Source organism: Paraburkholderia sp. SOS3 (assembly GCF_001922345.1).
Taxonomy (GTDB): Bacteria; Pseudomonadota; Gammaproteobacteria; order Burkholderiales; family Burkholderiaceae; genus Paraburkholderia.
The window spans coordinates 2,656,991-2,677,091 of sequence record NZ_CP018811.1 but is presented as its reverse complement, the minus strand read 5'-3'; the positions used below and the strand labels follow the sequence as shown (position 1 = coordinate 2,677,091).

Sequence of the window (20,101 nt, the reverse complement as noted above, 5' to 3'; positions counted from 1 at the left end):
ACGGGCACGCGCAACGCGATCGCCGGCGGCCGGCTCCTGCCGCGCGCAGGCCGGCCGCACCCGAAACCGCAGTAAGCCTCGAACCGAGCGGGGATTAACCCGGGGATTGAACCGTGAGTACTCAAGTCAACACGCATCTGGCCATTCAGGGCCGAACCGAGGAAGAGGACGTCGTCCTCGGGCAACTGATCCAGACGATCATCGACGACATCTGGTGGCTGGTCGCGATCGCCGCGACCATCGTCGCGATCGCGGGCGTCTACTGCTACGTCGCCAAGCCGGTCTACTCGGCCGACGCGCATGTGCGCGTCGAACCGCAAGACAACACGTCGCAGGCGCTGACGCAAAACCAGAGCGGCGCGGCCATCACGACCGGCGGCGCAGCGGCGGCACTGCCGACCGACGCCGAGATCGAAATCATCAAGAGCCGCGGCGTGCTCGGCCCTGTCGTGCAGCAGATGAAGCTGAACTTCTCGGTGACGCCGAAGACGTTTCCGTTTCTCGGCCGGCTCGCGGCGCGCCTGCATCATTCGGGTGGCCTCGCGAAGCCGTGGCTCGGTCTGAAGAGCTATGCGTGGGGCGGCGAGCAGGCCGTCGTCGATTCGGTGGAAGTGACGCCCGAACTCGAAGGCAAAGAGCTGACGATGACCGCCCTCGAAGGCAACCAGTACGAGTTGCGCGCGCCGAACGGCCAGCTGCTGTTGCGCGGCCAGGTCGGCGAAACCGCGCAGGGCGGCGGCGTGACGATCGTCGTCGACAAGCTCGTCGCGCGGCCGGGCACGCAGTTCACCGTCGTGCGCGCGAACGATCTCGACGCGATCGCCGGTTTCCAGGGGGCGATCAAGGTGGCCGAGCAGGGCAAGCAGACCGGCGTGATCCAGATCTCGCTCGAAAGCGGCGACCCGGATCAGGCCGCGGCGATCGCGAACGCCGTCGCGCAGTCGTATCTGCGCGAGCACATCCAGACCAAGCAGGCCGACGCGAGCCGCATGCTCGACTTTCTGAAAAGCGAAGAGCCGCGCCTGAAGTCCGAACTCGAGAATGCCGAAGCCGCGCTGACCGAGTATCAGAGCAAGTCCGGTTCGATCAATGCATCCGATGAAGCGACGATCTACCTGAACGGCGCGGTCGACTACCAGAAGCAGATCGCCTCGCTGAAGATGCAGATCGCGTCGCTGCAGCAGACCTACGCGAACGATCACCCGATCCTGAAGGCCGCGCGCGAGCAGATGGCCGAACTGCAGGCGCAGGAAGCGCGGTATTCGGCGCGCTTTCGCGATCTGCCGGCGACCGAAGTGCGCGCCGTGCAGCTGCAACGCGATGCGAAGGTCGCGGAAGACATCTACGTGCTGCTGCTCAACCGCGTGCAGGAGCTCTCGGTGCAGCGCGCCGGGACGGGCGGCAACGTGCATATCGTCGACGCGGCGCTGCGTCCGGGCGAGCCCGTCAAGCCGAAGAAATTCCTGATCCTGTCGGCCGCGACGATTCTCGGTCTGATCGCGGGCATCGGCTTCGTGCTGGTCCGCCGCAACATGTTCAAGGGCATCGACGATCCCGAGCATGTCGAGCGCATCTTCCATCTGCCCGTGTACGGTCTCGTGCCGCTGTCGGCCGAGCAGGCCGTGCTCGAGAACCAGGTGTCGCGCGGCGCGGCGCGCGAGCGCCAGGTGCTCGCCAACGCGAAGCCGAAGGACGTCTGCGTCGAAGCGCTGCGCAGCCTGCGCACGTCGATCCAGTTCACGCTGATGGATGCGCGCAATCGCATCATCATGCTGACCGGCCCGATGCCGGCCGTCGGCAAGAGCTTCCTGACCGTAAACCTCGCGGTGCTGCTCGCGCACTCGGGCAAGCGCGTGCTGATGATCGACGGCGACATGCGGCGCGGCTCGCTCGAGCGGCACCTCGGCGGCACGCAGGCGAACGGCCTGTCGGAGCTGCTGTCCGGGCAGATCTCGCTCGAAGAAGCGATCCGCCCGACCGACACGCCGGGCCTCATGTTCATCTCGTGCGGCGTGCGTCCACCGAACCCGTCGGAACTGCTGATGTCGCCGCGCCTGCCGCAGTATCTCGACGCGCTGCAAAAGCGCTACGACGTCGTGCTCATCGATACGCCGCCGGTGCTTGCGGTGACCGACGCGTCGATCATCGGGGGCTATGTCGGCTCGACGTTCTTCGTCGTGCGCTCGGGCATGCATACCGAGAACGAGATCAGCGATTCGCTCAAGCGCCTCAGCGTGGCGGGCGTGCACGTGCAGGGGGCGATCTTCAACGCGATGCCGGCCCGCGCGCGCGGCGGCTACGACCGCAGCTACGCGGCCGTTCAGGAATACCTGAGCACGTGATCGAGCCTGCTGAGCCTGTACGGAGGAGAGGATGAAAATTACGGTGCTGGTTCCGACCTTTCGCCGTCCGGACGACCTGACGCGCTGTCTTGCCGCGCTCGAGCGGCAGCACCGCGCGCCCGACGAAGTGGTGGTGGTCGCGCGTCCCGACGACCATGAGACGCATGCTTGCCTCGACGCGCATGTGGCCAATAAGCGGCTGCCGCTCGTCATCGCACCGGTCGACGTGCCGGGGCAGGTGGCCGCGCTCAATCGCGGCCTCGACGCCGCGACCGGCGACGTGATCGCGATTACCGATGACGACGCCGCGCCGCACGCCGACTGGGTCGCGCGCATCGAAGCGCATTTCGCCGCCGACCCGAAGCTCGGCGCGCTCGGCGGGCGCGACTGGGTGCACGAGAAGGGCAGCGTGCTGAACGGCTCGCGCGCCATGGTCGGCAAGCTGACGCGCTCGGGCAAGCTGATCGGCAATCACCATCTCGGCGTCGGCGACGCGCGCGAAGTCGACATGCTGAAGGGCGCGAACATGAGTTACCGGCGCGCGGCGATCCGCACGATCCGTTTCGATACGCGCCTGCGCGGCGCGGGCGCGCAGGTGCACAACGACATGGCGTTCAGCATGAGCGTGAAGCGCGCGGGCTGGAAGCTCGTCTACGACCCGCACGTCGCGGTCGATCATTTCCCCGCGGAGCGTCACGACGACGACCGGCGCGACGCACAGACGATGGCCGCGATCGGCAACGCCGCCTACAACCTGCATCTGATCCTGCGCGCGCACCTGCCGCCGTTGCACCGCGAGACGGCATGGTGGTGGTACGCGCTGGTCGGCACGCGCGCCTATCCGGGCTTCGTGCATGCGGTGCTCGCGATGGCCTCGCGCAAGCGCGCGCAACTGTCGCGCTGGAAAGCGGTGCGCAGCGGCGCGCGCGAAGCGCGCCGCGCGCTGCCGTAACGGCGCTGCCGCTTCGGCGCCGCCGGGCCGCCGTGCCGCTGCGTTGCTACGTCGCTTCGTCGCCGCCCGGTCGTGCCGGGTTGTGCGTCGTCGTGGCCTGGTTCGGTTACCGCGGCGCTGTTTTTGCGTTGTTTCGCGCCGTTACGTATTCATGCATTGCGTTTCACCTCGCATTTTCGTTGCGCCGTTGCGCCGATCATGACGATGTCCCGCAATGTGCCCTGAACACGCAGACCGGAGTGCCTGCATGAGCATCAATGTCAACGTCCATCTGTTTTACGGCGCAGACCCGCGCACTTATCGCAAGGGCGACAACATCGGCTGCCTGTACGGCTATCACCATGCCGAATCCGACGAGTTCCGCCTCACGTACTCCGAGGACGCGCGCGAAAGCAAACCCGTCAGGCTCGTGCGCCGCGCGTTGAAAGCGCTGGCCGGGTTCGACATGATCCACACGTGGCGCAACCGCGAGCAGATCCTTAACGCGGACGTCGTCTGGACCCACACCGAGCACGAGCATCTCGCCGTCGCCTTGCTGCTGATGCTGCATGGCCAGCGCTTTCGCCACCGCGCTGCGCCGCTGCTGCTCGCGCAAAGCATCTGGCTGCTCGACAAATGGCCCGGCTACGGTATGTTGCGGCGCTGGTTCTACCGCAAGCTCGTCGCGCGCGCGGACGTGCTGACGACGCATTCGAGCGTCAATGCCGCGCTGTGCCGCCGCTATCTGCAGCGCGATGCGACGCAGGTGTTCTATGGCCTGAACACGAGCGATTTCCCGGTCCGCCAGCCCGACGCGTGGCAGCCGCATACGCCGCTGCGGGTCGCCGCGATCGGCAACGATCGCGACCGCGACTGGGGCACGCTGATCGAGGCCTTCGGCAACGACGCGCGCTACGAAGTGAAGCTCGCGACGCGGCGGCGCATTCCGGCGTCGCTGCACGCGCCGAACGTCGAGATCGCATCGGCATCGGGCATCGCGAAACAGCGCGATCTGTACGCGTGGGCCGACGTGATCGTGGTGCCGTTGCGGCATAACTCGCATGTCTCGGGCTTGACGGTGACGCTCGAGGCCGCGGCCGTCGGCAAGCCGATGATCGTGACCGACGTCGGCGGACTGAAGGAGTATTTTTCGGCCCACGCGGCGAGCTACGTGCCGCCGTTCGATCCTGAGGCGCTGCGCGCGGCCGCCGATCGCTTAGCCGCTTCGCCCGACGCCGCGCTGCGCCAGGCGCGCGCGGCCGCCGCCGAATTGCTGTCGCGCGATTTCACGACGCAGCAGTTCGCGCGGCAGCATGTGAAAATCACGCGCGACTTGCTGCAGCGTCGCATGCGCGCCGCCGGTGTCTCGGGCAGTGGTGTCTCCGGCAGCGGTGTCTGCGGCAGTGGCGTGTCGGCAAGCGGCGGGGGCGGCAGTGGTGTCGCCGGTGGTGTCGATAGCGCGGCCGCGCCGCGCGTCGCCGCGCGCGGCAATCGCGGAGGCGCGTAGCCGATGGCCTCGCTCCTGCATGCCGGCGCGACGAGCGCACGCGGTCTCGTCAGCGGCGAGCGCTCCGAATGGATGCCGCCGGCGCTGCTGTGGCTGATCACGGCCGTGCTGATCATCGGCCACCAGGGCACCGCGCTGACCTACGGCTTTCCGCTGCTCTCGGTGCTGGTCGGCGCCTGGCTCTATTTCAGGAGTCCGGCGCGCTATATCGGCTTCGTCTGGTGGCAGTGGTTCCTGAGCCCCGAGGTGCGGCGCCTTGCCGACTGGTCGAAGGGTTCGTACACGCCGACGAGCCTGATCCAGATCGCGCCGCTCGCGGTCACGATGATCTGCGGCCTGTCGCTGCTGCGCTATTACCCGATCCTCGCGCAGCGGCGCGGGCTGCCGGTGCTGCTGATCCTGTTCGGCCTCGCGTACGGGCTGCTGGTCGGCATCGTGTCCGCGGGGCCGCTCGCCGCCGTGTACGACCTCGCGAACTGGCTGTATCCGATCCTGATCGGCTTTCACATCATGGTGAACACGCGCGACTACCCGAAGTTTCGCGAGACGATCGTCAACACGTTTATCTGGGGCATGCTCGTGATGGGCGTCTATGGCGTGGTGCAGTTCTTCATCATGCCGGCGTGGGACGTGCTGTGGATGCTCGGCTCGCAGATGAGCTCGCAGGGCGACCCGGTGCCGCAAGGCGTGCGCGTGTTCAGCACGATGAACTCGTCGGGCCCGTTCGCGCTCGCGATGCTCGGTGCGATGGTGTTCGTGCTCGCCGCGCAGCACAAGGTGCGCTGGATCGCCGGCGCGTTCGGCTTTATCTCGTTCGCGCTCTCGCTCGTGCGTTCGACGTGGGGCGGCTGGATCATCGCGCTCGCGATGCTGCTCGTCAAATCGAACAACAAGGTGCGCTTTCGCATCATTGCGAGCGGCGTGCTGCTGGTCGGTCTCGGCGTGCCGCTGCTCGCGATCGGGCCGGTTGCCGACCGCATGCAGACGCGTCTGCAGACCCTCACGGATCTCGACAGCGACCCGAGCTATCAGGCGCGTAACCAGTTCTACGCGACCTTTGCGAAAACCGCGTTTACCGATGTGGCCGGCGAAGGCATGGGCGCCACCGGCACGTCGACCAAGCTCGCGTCCGGCAACGACGGCCAGCAAGGCCAGTACGGCAGCTTCGACAGCGGCGTGATGAACGTTCCGTTCGTGCTCGGCTGGCCCGGCACGCTGCTGTATGTGATGGGTATCGCGTGGCTCGTCATGCGCGCGGTGTTCGCCACGTTCAAGCTCGGCGACGACAAATTCGTTGCGTCATGCCTGTCGCTGTCGCTGGCCATTCTGGCGATGATCGTGTTCACGAACACGCTCGTCGGCACCGGCGGCGCACTGCTTTTCATGAGTCTGTTTTCGATTCTCTCCGCGGCGCATTACGAGAAGCAGCACCGCAGGGCGAGGGTCGTTCTTCACGGAGTTACCGATTGAGAGTCGCGATTGTCACGCATGTCGTGCGTCATAACGATGGACAGGGCCGCGTCAACCACGAGATCGCGCGCGCCGCGCTCGAAGCGGGTATTTCGGTCACGCTCGTCGCGTCGCATGTGGCGCCGGAACTGCTCGAACATCCGCTCGTGCGCTGGGTGCCGATGAAGATCGGCCGCTGGTGGCCGACCAATCTGCTGCGCCAGCAGGTGTTCGCGCTGAAGAGCGCGCAATGGCTGCGGGCGCATCGCAGCGAATACGACGTGCTGCATGTGAACGGCTTTATCTCGTGGACGGCCGCCGATGTGAACACTGCGCACTTCGTGCACAGCGGCTGGTTCGCGAGCAAGTACTACCCGTTCGGCATCACCGGCGGCGTGTGGTCCGCATACCAGTACGTGTACACGCGCGTGAACGCGATGCTCGAACGCTGGGCGTACCGGCGCTCGCGCGTGATCACCGCGGTGTCGCAAAAGGTCGCTGCCGAAATCCGCGCGATCGGCCTCACGCCGCGCAACCGGCTCGACGTGATCTACAACGGCGTCGATACGCGCGGTTTCGCCGCGGCAAGCGGCGATCGCGCGAAGTTCAGGCTGCCCGCGCATGCGTTTCTGCTGCTGTTCGTCGGCGACCTGCGCACGCCGCGCAAGAACCTCGGCACCGTGCTGCGCGCGTTGCAGCATCTGCCGCATCACGTACAGATCGCGGTGGCCGGTTATCTGCCGGGCAGCCCGTATCCCGAAGAAGCGCGCGCGCTCGGCATTGCCGATCGCGTGCATTTTCTCGGGCTCGTCAAGGACATGCCGGTGCTCATGCATTCGGTCGACGCGTTCGTGTTTCCGTCGCGCTACGAGGCGATGAGCCTGTCGCTGCTCGAGGCGATGGCGGCGGGACTGCCTGTCGTGACCGCGCGCACCGCGGGCGGCGCCGAAATCATCACGCCCGAGTGCGGCATCGTGCTCGACGACCCCGACGATCCGCGCGCGCTCGCCGGCGCGATCGGACGGCTTGCCGACGACGACGACCTGCGCCGCGCGATGGGCGCCGCGGCCGGCGAGCTCGCGGTCGGTTTCGGCTGGGCGCGCATGGCCGAACAGTACATCGCGCTGTACCGGCAGATCGCCGGGCCGCGCGAGGACCGCAGCCGCAACGGCGCGAGCCGCGATGCCGACATCGCGGCCGACATCACGACGCCGGGCCTGCTCGCAGGCGCGCCGCGCGGCGCGGATCGCGCATGAGCGGCACACGGGCAAGCGCATCCGGAACAACCCGACGAACACCAACAGGAATGGCCATGACTCACTCTTCGATCAAATCTCTGCAGATCGGCATGCACTGGTTTCCCGAGCGCGCGGGCGGCCTCGACCGGATGTACTACTCGCTGATCGGCGCGCTGCCCGGCGCCGGCGTCGAGGTGCGCGGCGTGGTGGCCGGCTCGCCGCGCGTCGCGGCCGACACGAACGGCGCGATCCAGGGCTTCGGCCCGGCCGCGCAATCGCTGCCGCTGCGTCTGATGGCCGCGCGCCGCGCGCTGCGCCGCGAAATCCGCGCGCAGCGTCCCGACGTGATCTCGTCGCACTTCGCGCTCTATACGTTTCCGGGGCTCGACGTCACGCGCGGCATTCCGCAGGTGTCGCATTTCCAGGGGCCGTGGGCCGACGAGAGTCATGTGGAAGGGGCCGATTCGCTCGGCCAGCGTGCGAAGCGCTATCTCGAGCAGACCGTCTATGCGCGCTCGTCGCGGCTCATCGTGCTGTCCGACGCGTTCGGCAAGATCCTCACGTCGCGCTTCGGCATTTCGCCCGAGCGCATCCGCGTGGTGCCGGGCTGCGTGAACGTCGACCAGTTCGATCTGCCGCTCACGCAGAACGAAGCGCGCCTGAAAATGCAACTGCCGCTCGGTCGGCCGATCGTGCTCGCGGTGCGGCGTCTCGTGCGCCGCATGGGCCTCGAGGATCTGATCGACGCGGTGAAGATCGTCAAGCGCCGCGCCCCCGACGTGCTGCTGCTGATCGCCGGCAGGGGGCGTCTCCAGGGCGAACTGCAGGCGCGCATCGACGAAGCCGGCCTGAGCGACAACGTGAAGCTGCTCGGCTTCGTGCCCGACCAGCATCTGGCGACGCTGTACCGCGCGGCGACGCTCAGCGTCGTGCCGACCGTGGCACTCGAAGGCTTCGGGCTGATCACGGTGGAATCGCTGGCGTCGGGCACGCCCGTGCTCGTGACGCCGGTCGGCGGCCTGCCGGAAGCGGTCGCGGGGCTGTCGCCGGATCTCGTGCTGCCGTCGACCGGCGCCGATGCGATTGCAGAAGGCGTGTCGAAGGCGCTCGACGGGACGCTCAAATTGCCCGATGCCGACGCATGCCGTGCATACGCGCGCGCGCACTTCGACAATCCGGTGATCGCGAAGCGCGTGGCGGCCGTGTACAGCGAAGCGATCTCCGACGCTTCGGTGCACTGAACGGGCCGCTAGCGCGGTCGTGGCGAGCCGGTTTTCTGCTTTTTCGCGGGAGGACCGGCAGGCGGTTCGTCGGTAATCCGCCCGCCCGGCGAAACGTGCACGGCCTGTCCGGTATAGATGTCTTTTGCGTCGATGGGCGCCGTCACCGGCACTTCGGTCAGGCGCAGTCCGATGCGCGGCTTGAGTTCGGTGTCGGCCGGAACGAGCGTGGCGATTTCGTCGACCCTGAATACCGTGCCGGGGCGCATCAGCCACTCGCTCTCGTTCGACGCATCGGTGTCGATGCCCGCAATAAAGGGCTTCGCGGAGCGCGACTGGATCGCGTAAAAGGCCATCGCCGGCTGTTCCGAGCCGCCGACGGCACCGTCGTCCGCAATCGAGTCGAGCGCGTACTGCCGGTCGCTCGATGCGGCCATAAAGCCTTTATCCGTGACGAGATCGCCGGGCTTGAACCGGCTTGCGTAGTCGGCGGGAACGTCGGCAACGCGAAGCAGGCGGACATCCTGTGTTGCCGGGGCGGGCAGGCGCTCGAGCGCGCCTGCGAGATCGTCGCGCGCCTTGATCATCGCAGCAGAGGGATCGCCCGCGCGCAAATCGTGGTTCAGGTCGAAGTTGAGCCCCGCTGTGCTGCGGCTGCCGATGCTATCGCTATCAGTATCGCTGCTGTGGTTGCTATCGCTGCCGCTGTCGCTATCGTTGCCGTTCTCGCTCGAGGCACGCTCGTCGAGCGCGGTCCATCGTCTGAGCGCCGTTTTCTGGTCGGCGCTCAGGTTGTCGAACGCGGCCTGGTAGCGTTGCCGATAGGCTGGATCGTCGAGGTACGCGTTCGCCGGCGAGCGCCAGTCCTCGGCTTGCAGCGCAGTCTTCAGTTCCTGCGACATCGGCGGCGAGCTCGATGGCCCGGCTTCGGCCGCGCCGCCGCCGCCTCTGAGCCGCAGGGGTCCGACGTCGACGATCTCCCATTCGCGCTTCGAATTCAGCCGGGCGGAATAGCTCGGATTCCACAGGTTGTCCGCGTCGTAGACGCGCGCTGTGCCGCTGCTTTTGTCATAGCGGGCCGGGTACGCACGGCCGCCGATTGCGACGAAGTTCTGCCCGCTCGCGTCCTCCAGGATCGCGCTTGCTTCGGCGGACGCCTTCAACGAATCAAGCGGCGCATGGGACGCGTATGCGGCGGGGACGGTCAGCGGATGTGCCGGTGCGCTGTCCAGCGAGCCGGCATATCCGACCGTCGAAACGGGCGCGAGCGGCCGCTTCGACGCCGCCGCAGCGAGGACCGTTGCGGCGCCATGTCCGGGATCGGCCGCCGTGTCGATAGCCGCGATCGCGTCGGCGAACGCCTTCGACTCCGCGATGGCACCGCTTGCCGCGCTTGCCGGATCGAGCAACGTGCCGAGCACATTTGCCGCGACATCGACGCCGATGCGCGCGTTCGGCGGCAACGACGAATGCGCATCGAACACCGTGGAAAGCGGTGCGAACGGCGTCATGCCGAGCACGAAGCGCGCGGTTCCCTCGAGGATCTGCGCGGCCACATGCTTCGCGCGTTCCTGCGGCGTGATCGATTGGTCCTTCGTCGTGGCGTCGCGCAGCACGGCGTCGTAGCGGTCGGCGAGCTCGCGTACGTATTCGGGGCCCGCCGCGGGCGGATCGTTCACGATGTCTGCGTAGCGTTTCGGACCGCCCACGCCGAAGCTGTTGAGTTTTTTTCCCGCATCGAAGCCCCATTGCGCGAGCTTGTCGCGCACCGCGGGGTCGTCCTGCATCCGTTCCGTGAACGCGAGAATGCGTTTCTCCTCGAACGGATCTTCGCCGCTGCCCGGGTTCGACGTGTGGAGCTGGCGCGCAATGAGTTCGTAGCGCTTGCCCGGATCGTCGTCGACGCGTTCGGCTTCGCCGAGCATCCGGTCGACGTCGTCGTTGGCTGCCTTCCAGTCCGCCGCCTGCCGGCGGCCATACGTATCGATTGCCCCCGATATCTGCGACTGCAGATTCTTTTTGAACGACAGCGCAGACCGATAGACGCTTGCGCGTTGCTCCGGTGTCGCGGCCGCGAGGAACCGTCTGCGCATGCGCGACAGCTGGCCGATCCTGTTCTGGCCCGCACGGTCGAGATATCCCGCACCGACCGGCGTATTGAAGACGCCGAGCACGCGCTCGAGCGGATCGTTGACGGCACGGTTGTATTCGTCGCGAACCGCGTTTTCCAGCTGTCCGAATTCGCGGTCGATGTCCGCGCGCCCGTCGGGCGTCGCCATCCGGTAGGCCGAGGCGAAGGTCGCGGCGCCGGCTGCATAGAAGCGGGACTGGCTCGGCGGGAGCGCTGCGAGCTGGTCGAGCAAACCCGCATGGCGCTGTTCGAAGCGGGCAATCTCGCGCGGGTAGCCGGTCAGGTCCCGCGCCGCGCCGTCCGCGAGCTTCTGTCCGTTGCGCGTGTCGTTGGCGAGCGTCGGCACGTCGGTCCCGCTACCGGGCTGGCGTTGCTCCGCATAGTCGTGAAAGAGGCGATCGAGTTCGGTCGCGGTGAGGGCGCTGGAGGGTCCGCGATTCGTTCCATGCGCTTCGTCGGCTCCATGCGGGTTATCGGACTCGCCCGGTCGCGCGCGCGCGACGGACGCTGCGCGCGCGCCGGACATCATACCGGACGTCGCGCCAGCTTTTGCGCCGCCGGACCGCGCTTCGTTGGCGGCTTCGCTCGAGGCGGCGAAGCCGTAGGGTCGAACCGGGTACTGCCGGGTGGCTATCGGGACATCCAATTCCTTCCTCCGTTCGGGTTGTGCGGTACGCATGCCGATCACGTCCTGCGATCTTCGGCTGACCGGCGTCGTGCCGGGTCGTGCGTACGCACTACGGCCGCGCAATGCGACAGCGGGGACAGAGGAGCGAGGGCGCGCTGGGCGTTGCCGCCGGCAACGCCCACGCATCAGGAGGGGGGCTGGAAGAGACGCGAACCGGAACGGCCCGGCCGGTCAGAACGTTTCGTGAATCCGGTTGCGCGCGATATCGGCGTTGACCATCATCTGGCACAACTGCTCGAGCGTGGTTTGCGGTTCCCAGCCGAGCTTCGCCTTCGCTTTATCCGCGCAGCCGATCAGCAGATCGACCTCGGCGGGACGGTAGAACTTCGGGTTGATGCGCACGAGCGTGCGGCCCGTTGCAATGTCGACGCCCGTCTCGCCCTGGTTTTTGCCCGACCACTCGAGCTGCGTGCCGGCCGCGGCGAAGGCCATCTTCACGAAGTCGCGCACGGTCTCGGTACGATTGGTCGCGAGCACGAACGTGTCCGGTTCGTCGACCTGCAGCATGCGATGCATGCCGTCGACGTATTCGAGCGCGAAGCCCCAGTCGCGCTTCGCATCGAGATTGCCGAGCTCGAGCACGTCCGCCTTGCCGAGATGGATTTTCGCGACCGTATCGGTGATCTTGCGCGTGACGAATTCGCGTCCGCGCAACGGCGATTCGTGATTGAACAGAATGCCGCTCGTCGCGAAGATCCCGTAGGACTCGCGATAGTTGACCGTGGTCCAGTGCGCGAACAGCTTGGCGACCCCATACGGGCTGCGCGGGTAGAACGGCGTGTCCTCGCGCTGCGGTATCGCTTGCACCATGCCGAACATCTCGGAAGTCGACGCCTGGTAGTAGCGCATCTTCGGGTTCACGGCGCGAATGCCTTCGAGCAGATTCAGCGCGCCGACGCCCGTCACCTGCGCGGTGGTCGCCGGCTGGTCGAACGATACGCCGACGAAGCTCTGCGCGGCGAGGTTGTACACCTCGTCGGCCTGCGCCGATTCGAGCAGGCGCAGCGTCGAACCAAGATCGGTCAGATCGTGTTCGACGAGCCTCAGATTCGGATGGTCGAGCACGCCGAGCTCTTCCATGCGCCAGAAGTTCACCGAACTCGTGCGTCGATACGTGCCGGTCACCTGATAGCCCTTGCCGAGCAGCAGCTTGGTCAGGTAGGCGCCGTCCTGGCCGGATACGCCGGTAATGATGGCTTTGCGTTGGGTTGTCATCGTTTGCCTTTCTCGTTGCCTGTGATCCGGTACATGCGCGGCATAGGCGCGGGTATCTGCAGCGTCGCGCTGGCCGCAAAATCGGCCGGGCCTCGCGGTCGATGCCGCAGTGGCCGAAGCGACCGATATAAGTGGTCACTCATTCTAGAAAGAGAAAATGGATGAAAAAACTGGAAGGAAAACGATTAATCATCGACCCCGAAAGGCGAGCGGCGCCGGCTCGCGGCAGAGTGCGCGGCGCGCTGCACCATGCACGCGCGACAGGCACGCCGGCCGGGCAATCGGATGACGATGTTGCGGTAGGTAAGTTCTACAGCCGCGTATTCATCTGGCAAAAGCTGCGGATTACGAAAAACCTGATACGTGCATTTTCGCCCGCAAGTCAAAAAGGTTATGGCCGCAATATACCGTTTAATGCCGGTTCGATTTTGCGCTGAATTATTTTGAATTTTTTGGATTTATTTTGCGCGCACCCTTTCCGCTTAATCTCAGGTCCGGGCTTCCCTGCGGCCACCTGCGCCGTCGTGCGCTGCTCGCGGAATTTCATACGCTGTGTCGTCGCAGTTGCTGCGCGGTGGCTGTCGTCGCAGTTTCCGCAGTTTCGTTCGTATTGCGCTGCATTGTTTAGAGCGCTGCTCGAACGCAATACCTTTCATCATCAAGCAACCCGGCGCGGCGGCCGCCGCAAGGTTCGCCAGTCCCGGGTTCCGACTGTGGAGAAGTGCCTTTGATCCGAGCCCTGTTTGCCGGAGCGCTTTGCGCTTTTGCATCGCTGATCGCCGTTTCAGGCGTGTGCGCACAAGAGCGCGGACAAGACCGCGCGCGCGACTCCGCGCAAGAGTCGCGAGGCGCTGCCGCGACGCTCGACGCGCAAACGTCATGGATCGGCAACACCTTCGGCTACGGCAACGGAACCTGGACGCAGATCAATATGACTGCGATCGCGGTCTCGCCCGACGGCAAGGTCTATACGGACGCGCCGTGGGATGAAAGCGGCGCCGAGTCGGGTGTCTATCAGGACGGCAAAATGCTGGGCTACGCGAACGGTACGCATGGTTGGGGCAACGGCGGCGGCAACGCCGTCGCGGTCAACCGTCGCTACGCGTTTATCGCGGTCAGCGTCAACACGGAACGAGATCACCTGGTCGGCAAGGGCGTGTGGCCGCAGAAGGGCCACATCTGGTATGGCGTCTCGCGGCGCGAGATCGGCGACCCGCAGCGCACGGCGCCGTTCCAGCCGGTCGCGAACGCGGCCGATCCGCGGGCGCGGCTCGCGGCGAGCCTCGCGATCGTCAGCGACGTCGCATGGAACGTCCATAACGAAGTCACGGGACTCGCCGCGAACGACAAGGTGCTCTACGTCGCGACCGCGGCGCTCGATCGCATCGATATCTACGATCCCGATTCGATGATGCGCAAAGGTTCGTTCAAGGCACACGAGCCGGGCCATCTTGCCGTCGCACCGGACGGCTCGCTCTGGGTGCTGACCGATACGCTATCGGGTAAATCGCAGATCGTCCATTATTCGGCGAGCGGCGACAAACTCGACGACACCTTGCCGCTGCCGTCGGACAGTGTGCCGGCCGACGTCACGGTCGATGCGAAAGGCCGCGTGCTGGTCGCGGACAACGGTCCGCGCCAGCAGGTGCTGTTCTTCAGCAGGCAGAACGGCCGCTACGCGGCGTCGGGTTCGCTCGGCGAGCGCGGCGGCATCTTCTCGGGCGTGGCGGGGCGGCCCGGTCCGCAGCGCTTCAACGGGCTGACCGGCGTCGGCGTCGATCAGAGCGGCAACATCTATGTGTCGACCAACGGCATCGGCCCGAATTTTTCGCCGCCGGGTTCCGGATTCGGCGCCGCGCTCGGCGCGGGACTGGGCGCGACGCTCGAGAGCTATGCGCCCGACGGCAAGCGGCTATGGCAGGTTCAGGGGCTGCTGTTCGTCGACGGCGCATGGATCGATCCTGCGCGTCCGAACAGCGTCTATACCGGCAACAAGCGCTTCGAACTCGATCTGTCGAAGCCCGCCGGTCAGCAGTGGACCTACGTCGGCTTCCTGTCGAACCGCTTCAGATATCCCGAGGATCCGGTCTTCCACACGGACCAGTGGCCGGGCCTGCCAATCGCGCGGCAAGTGAAAGGCCACACGTTCCTCTACCTGACCGACATGTACGCCGATCACCTGAAGATCTATCGCTTCGACGCGGCGCGCGACGGCGAAACGGCGATACCGTCCGGCTTTTTCGGCGGGCGAGGGCTACGCGATCCGAAGGCGATTCCGAACGCGCCGGCGGGCGGCGACTGGATCTGGCGCGATGCGAACGGCAACGGCCGGTTCGACGACGGCGAATTCGCGCGCAACACAACCGGCAAACGGCTCGTCGGCGGCTGGGGCTGGTGGGTCGACACGGCCGGCGACGTGTGGCGCACCGTCGATTCGCACGGCATCTATCGTTTCCGTTTCGGCGGCCTCGACAAGTCCGGCAACCCGATCTACTCGTACGACAACATGCAGGCGTACGACGTGCCGGCGCCGTTTACGCAGGCACAGCGCGCGATCTACGACGCGTCGACCGATTCGCTGTACGTGACGGGCTACACCGACGATGCGCCGCCGCGCAAGCAGCAATGGAAGGAAGTCGGCCGCGTGCTCGTGCGCTACGACAAGTGGTCGAGCGGCAAGCCGGTCGCGCGCTATACGTTGAAGCTGCCGTGGGACACCGATGCGAAGCCGATTTTCACGATCATCGGCCTCACCGTGGAAGGGAAATACATCTTCGCGGTCGAGCCGGCCGGCGTCGTGCACGTGTACGACACCGACCGCGGCAAGGAAATCGGCGTGATCCGGCCGGGGCCCGAAGTGGGTCGCGCGTCGGGCTGGGTCGACGTCGCCAACGGTGTGAGCGCGGCGCGGCGCAGCGACGGCGAGTACCTGATCTTCGTCGAGGAAGATGCGCGCGGCAAGGTCATGATGTATCGCTGGAAGCCGTCATGAGCGTGCGCTGCGACCTGCATTCGCACCACGCATGCGCGGCGTTTTGTTTCGCGCTGCACAGGACGTGCGGCGCCGTCTTTTTACATGCGTCGATCTGCGTCGACGACTGACGTGAAGGGTACCGGATGGACAAAAGCATCCTGAGGAACGTAGGGATCAATTTCATCGGCCTGATACTGCCCACGTTCGTCTCGCTCGTGACCGTGCCCGCGTACATCAAGGCGCTCGGCGTCGAACGGTACGGCGTGGTGAGTCTCGTCTGGGTGCTGATCGGCTACTTCGGCATTCTCGATCTCGGCATGAGCATGGCCGCGCAGAACCAGATCTCGAAGGCGCGCGCGTCCGCGGACAAGGAGGAATGCGCGCGCGTATTCTGGAGCGCCACCTGGCTTAACCTGGCCACCGGTGCGATCGGCGGGCTGCTCATCTATTTCGGCACGTTCATCTACACGGCGTATTTCTCGAAGGTGCCGCCCGAACTGCATCACGAAGTGATCGGCGCATTGCCGTGGCTCGCGCTTGCGATACCGATCGCGAATGTGTCGTGGGTGTTTGCCGGCGCGATCAGCGGCGCCGAGAAGTTCGGCAGCTACAACACGAACCAGACGATCGGCACGTTCCTGTTCCAGTTGCTGCCGCTGTTCGCTGCGTGGTGGATCGCGCCGACCTTGCCGAACGTGCTCGCCGCTGCCGTGGCGGCGCGCATCATCGCGGCGCTGATGCTTGGCCGCTCCGCGCTGAAGGTGCTCGAGATCCGCAAGATCCTGCCGCCGCAGTTCGGCGTCGCGAAGGGGCTGTTCAGCTTCGGCGGCTGGATGCTCGTCACGTCGACGCTGCAACTGATGGGCGATTCGATGGACCGCGTGCTGGTGGGCTCGGCGCTCGGCGCGCGTTTCGTGACCTATTACTCGGTGCCGCAAAACCTCGTCTGGCGTCTCGGCGTGATACCGAGCGCGATGATGCGCACGCTGTTTCCGCGCCTGTCCGCGCTCAATCGCGAAAATGCGGACCTCGTGCTGCGCCAGTCGATCGAATTTCTGAACGGCGTATTCACGCCGGTCATGCTCGTCGCGATGCTCGTGCTCGAACCGTTTCTGCATCTGTGGGTCGGCAACGAAGTCGCGAGCGCGGGCGCGCCGGTGGGCCGCATTCTGATCATCTTCGTGTGGCTCACGGGGCAGTCGAACCTCGCGCGCATCATGATCCAGGCGCAAGTGCATCCGGCCGTCGCGGCGCGCGTGAGCATCGTCGAAACGCCGCTGTTCGCGGGCGCGATCTGGGCCGGCGTGCATTACTTCGGGCTGACCGGCGCGGCGATCGCGGTGGCCGCGCGCGGCTTCTTCGATTACTTCGTCCTGCTCAGACTGTCGCGCGTGCATGCGCGGCCGATCGTGATGGACATGGTGCCGCACCTCGCCTTTCTCGCGGCGGCACTGTGGATTGCCACGATCGCGACGACGATCCCGCTCGCGGCCGCGGCTGTCGTGCTGATGACCGCTGCGAACGTCGCCTGGTCGCTGACGATGACACCGGCGCTGCGCGATCTGGCGCGCTCCGTGCTGGGCAGGCTCTCGAGACTGTATTCAAGGAACAGCGCATCATGAACCACGATATCGCTGAAGACACGCGGCTGCCGAATCCGACGCGCACGCTCGCGCATTCCGCTGCCTCGTCGGTCCCGTTGGCGCCCGCGGGCCACGCCGCGTTCGACAGGCCGGCGACGGTCCCGCCGCGGCGCATGACGCCGCATCCGTCGTTCGCCGCGCAACGCGTACGCGTCGCGATCGTGCACGACTGGCTCGTCACCTATGCGGGCGCCGAGCGCGTGCTCGAGCAGATCATCGCGTGCTTTCCCGATGCGGACCTGTTCGCGCTCGTCGACTTCCTCGAGGACCGCAGCTTCATTCGCGGCAAGCCGGTCACGACATCGTTTATCCAGAGGCTGCCGAAAGCGAAGACGAAGTACCGCTCATATCTGCCGCTCATGCCGCTCGCGATCGAGCAACTCGACCTGTCCGCGTACGACCTCGTGATTTCGAGCAGCCATGCGGTGGCCAAGGGCGTGCTGACCGGTCCCGACCAGGTGCACGTGAGCTATGTGCATTCGCCGATTCGCTATGCGTGGGATCTGCAGCATCAATACCTGAACGAATCGCGGCTGACGGCCGGCCCGAAGTCGGCGCTTGCGCGTCTGATCCTGCATTACATCCGCAACTGGGACGTGCGCACGGCCAATTCGGTCGATTCGTTCGTGTCGAATTCGGACTTTATCGCGCGGCGTATCAAGAAGGTTTATCAGCGCGACGCCGACGTGATCAATCCGCCCGTCGACGTGGAAGCGTTCTCGGTGCTCGAGCAGAAGGAAGACTTCTATCTGACCGCATCACGCATGGTGCCGTACAAGAAGATCGATCTGATCGTCGAAGCGTTTGCGAAGATGCCGCAGCGGCGCCTCGTCGTCATCGGCGACGGGCCCGAGATGCAGAAGATTCGCGCAAAGGCGGCGCCGAACGTCGAGATCATGGGCTATCAGCCGTTCGCGGTGCTGCGCGACCGCATGCGCCGCGCGCGTGCCTTCGTGTTCGCCGCCGAAGAGGACTTCGGCATTTCGGTGGTCGAAGCGCAGGCCTGCGGCACGCCGGTGATCGCCTACGGCAAGGGCGGCGCGCTCGAAACCGTGCGCGATCTGTCGCACCCGCAGCCGACCGGCCTGTTTTTCGACGAGCAGAGCGCCGAGGCGATCGTCGCCGCCGTCGAAAGCTTCGAGGCGCAGTCGGCGCCGGAGCTCGGGACGCAGCAGGATCCGGCCCAAGGCGCAGATGAAGTTCCGGGCAAAGGTCCACGCCAGGGTACGGTCCACGCCCGTTTCGCGCCCACGCACTGCCGCGCGAGCGCCGAACGCTTTTCGGCGGCCTTGTTTCGCGAGCGCTTCTTCGCCCATGTGTGCGCACACGTGCCCGCGCTGCAGGGCGCGAAGCTGCCGCCCTACGATCCGCCGCCGAGAGGCGCGGCCGCGAACGCGGCTGCGTCGCTGCGCGTGCTCGCGGTCGACCAGAGCGGCGTGCTCGGCGGTGCGGAATTGTCGCTGCTCGAAATCGTCAAGGCGCTGCGCGCGCGCATGGATGTCGTGCTGTTCGACGACGGTCCGTTTCGCGCGGCGCTCGACCGGGCGGGCGTCCCGGTTACCGTGCTCGACGCGGGCGCGACGCGCGACATGCGCAAGCAGGGCGCGTCGCCGCCGCTTGGCCGCGCGCTGAAAAGCGTCTGGTCGCTGGTGCGCGCGACCGCTGCGCGGGCGCGCAACAACGACGTGATCTATGCGAATACGCAGCGCTCGATGGTGGTCGGCGTGCTGGCCGGCAAGCTCGCGCGCAAGCCGGTGGTCTGGCATCTGCGCGACATCGTCAGCGCCGAGCACTTCGGCCGGCGGCAGCTCGCGGTCATCAAATGGTGCGCGCGCTTTGGGCTTGCGCATGTCATTGCGAACTCGGGCGCATCCGCGCGCGCGTTCATGCAGTTGACGAAATTCGACGACCGCAAGGTCGACGTCGTGTTCAACGGCATCGCGAGCGCGCCGTTCGACGCGCTGCGCGACATGCCGCAAGCGGCGCTGCGCGCGCGCCTGAACCTGCCGCGCGATGCGTTTCTGGTTGGTTCGTTCAGCCGCCTCGCGCGCTGGAAGGGACAGCACGTCCTGCTCGAGGCGATGGCGCAGGGCGGCGCCGCTCTGAATCCGCAGATGCACGCGGTATTCGTCGGCTCCGCGCTGTTCGGCGAGGATGCGTACGAGGCGGAACTGCGCGCGTTCGTCGCGCAGCACGGGCTTGCCGGGCGCGTGCATTTTCTGGGCTTCCAGCACGATATCGCGGCTTGCATGGGCGCGATGGATGTCGTGGCGCATACGTCGATCACGCCGGAGCCGTTCGGGCGCGTGATCGTCGAAGGCATGCTCGCGCGGCGGCCCGTCGTCGCGGCGCGTGCGGGCGGCGTGACCGAGATCGTGCGCGACGGAGAGAACGGCATGCTCTGCGAACCGGGCGACGCCCGTGCGCTTGCCGCCACGCTCGCCGAATTGCACGCTAACCGGACGCTGCGCGAGCGGCTCGTGACGCACGGCTACCGGACTGCGGTCGATTCGTTCGGCACGGTGGCGTATGTCGACGGGGTCGAGCGGATTCTGAAGCGCGTGGCGGCCGTGGCGCCGCGTGACCGGCGAGGGCAGGCACAGCAGAAGAAGGCCGCCTGAGCGACGCGATTCGATGGCCGCTGGCCGAGCGGGGCAAGCCAGGCGACGTTGCTCTGGCTTCGTCACCGAAACGGCCTCACGCAAGCGGATGCCACCGAAGTTACGCCGCCGAAGCGACGCCAACGAAGCGACGCCAACGAGG

Annotated in this window: 12 protein-coding genes; 10 read left to right on the top strand and 2 right to left on the bottom strand. The window is 66.4% G+C overall.

Annotated features, from left to right (window positions below; all coding sequences use genetic code 11):
- The first annotated feature begins 113 nt into the window (after nt 1–113).
- The 6 genes from BTO02_RS11970 to BTO02_RS11940 all read left to right on the top strand — a co-directional run bounded on the left by BTO02_RS11970 (nt 114) and on the right by BTO02_RS11940 (nt 8,708).
- Nucleotides 114–2,342, top strand: coding sequence for a polysaccharide biosynthesis tyrosine autokinase (locus BTO02_RS11970; protein WP_442953403.1), 2,229 nt, complete (start codon nt 114–116; stop codon nt 2,340–2,342).
- A gap of 31 nt (nt 2,343–2,373) precedes the next feature.
- Complete coding sequence (locus BTO02_RS11965) at nt 2,374–3,294, top strand: glycosyltransferase family 2 protein (protein WP_075157220.1); 921 nt, start codon at nt 2,374–2,376, stop codon at nt 3,292–3,294.
- Between the two features lie 247 nt (nt 3,295–3,541).
- Nucleotides 3,542–4,780 (top strand): glycosyltransferase, encoded by a 1,239-nt coding sequence (locus tag BTO02_RS11955; RefSeq protein WP_083615095.1) that lies wholly within the window; start codon nt 3,542–3,544, stop codon nt 4,778–4,780.
- Between the two features lie 3 nt (nt 4,781–4,783).
- Entirely contained in the window at nt 4,784–6,250 is a 1,467-nt protein-coding gene (locus BTO02_RS11950; protein ID WP_075157218.1) for a glucose-6-phosphate isomerase, read from the top strand.
- Nucleotides 6,247–7,485, top strand: a complete 1,239-nt coding sequence (locus BTO02_RS11945) for a glycosyltransferase family 4 protein (RefSeq protein ID WP_075157217.1) — start codon at nt 6,247–6,249, stop codon at nt 7,483–7,485. The genes BTO02_RS11950 and BTO02_RS11945 overlap by 4 nt, the downstream gene beginning before the upstream one ends.
- 56 nt (nt 7,486–7,541) lie before the next feature.
- Nucleotides 7,542–8,708, top strand: coding sequence for a glycosyltransferase family 4 protein (locus tag BTO02_RS11940; RefSeq protein WP_075158811.1), 1,167 nt, complete (start codon nt 7,542–7,544; stop codon nt 8,706–8,708).
- A gap of 8 nt (nt 8,709–8,716) precedes the next feature.
- Here the strand turns inward: BTO02_RS11940 and BTO02_RS11935 are convergent, their stop codons facing one another.
- Nucleotides 8,717–11,464: a hypothetical protein gene (locus tag BTO02_RS11935; protein WP_156883811.1), complete on the bottom strand. Its 2,748-nt coding sequence runs from the start codon at nt 11,462–11,464 to the stop codon at nt 8,717–8,719.
- A gap of 213 nt (nt 11,465–11,677) precedes the next feature.
- Nucleotides 11,678–12,721: a GDP-mannose 4,6-dehydratase gene (gene gmd, locus BTO02_RS11930; protein WP_075157215.1), complete on the bottom strand. Its 1,044-nt coding sequence runs from the start codon at nt 12,719–12,721 to the stop codon at nt 11,678–11,680.
- A 161-nt stretch (nt 12,722–12,882) separates the two neighbouring features.
- Between gmd and BTO02_RS11925 the strand changes: the two genes are divergently transcribed.
- The 4 genes from BTO02_RS11925 (at nt 12,883) to BTO02_RS11910 (ending at nt 19,959) form a co-directional block, all read left to right on the top strand.
- Complete coding sequence (locus BTO02_RS11925) at nt 12,883–13,158, top strand: hypothetical protein (RefSeq protein ID WP_075157214.1); 276 nt, start codon at nt 12,883–12,885, stop codon at nt 13,156–13,158.
- A 353-nt stretch (nt 13,159–13,511) separates the two neighbouring features.
- A complete protein-coding gene (locus BTO02_RS11920; protein ID WP_442953455.1) occupies nt 13,512–15,713 on the top strand; it encodes a hypothetical protein in 2,202 nt (733 codons plus the stop codon).
- A gap of 125 nt (nt 15,714–15,838) precedes the next feature.
- The gene (locus BTO02_RS11915) at nt 15,839–17,317 is read left to right on the top strand and encodes an oligosaccharide flippase family protein (RefSeq protein ID WP_075157213.1); all 1,479 of its coding nucleotides are present in this window, start codon (nt 15,839–15,841) and stop codon (nt 17,315–17,317) included.
- The gene (locus BTO02_RS11910; RefSeq protein ID WP_075157212.1) at nt 17,314–19,959 is read left to right on the top strand and encodes a glycosyltransferase family 4 protein; all 2,646 of its coding nucleotides are present in this window, start codon (nt 17,314–17,316) and stop codon (nt 19,957–19,959) included. The genes BTO02_RS11915 and BTO02_RS11910 overlap by 4 nt, the downstream gene beginning before the upstream one ends.
- Nucleotides 19,960–20,101 lie beyond the last annotated feature (142 nt).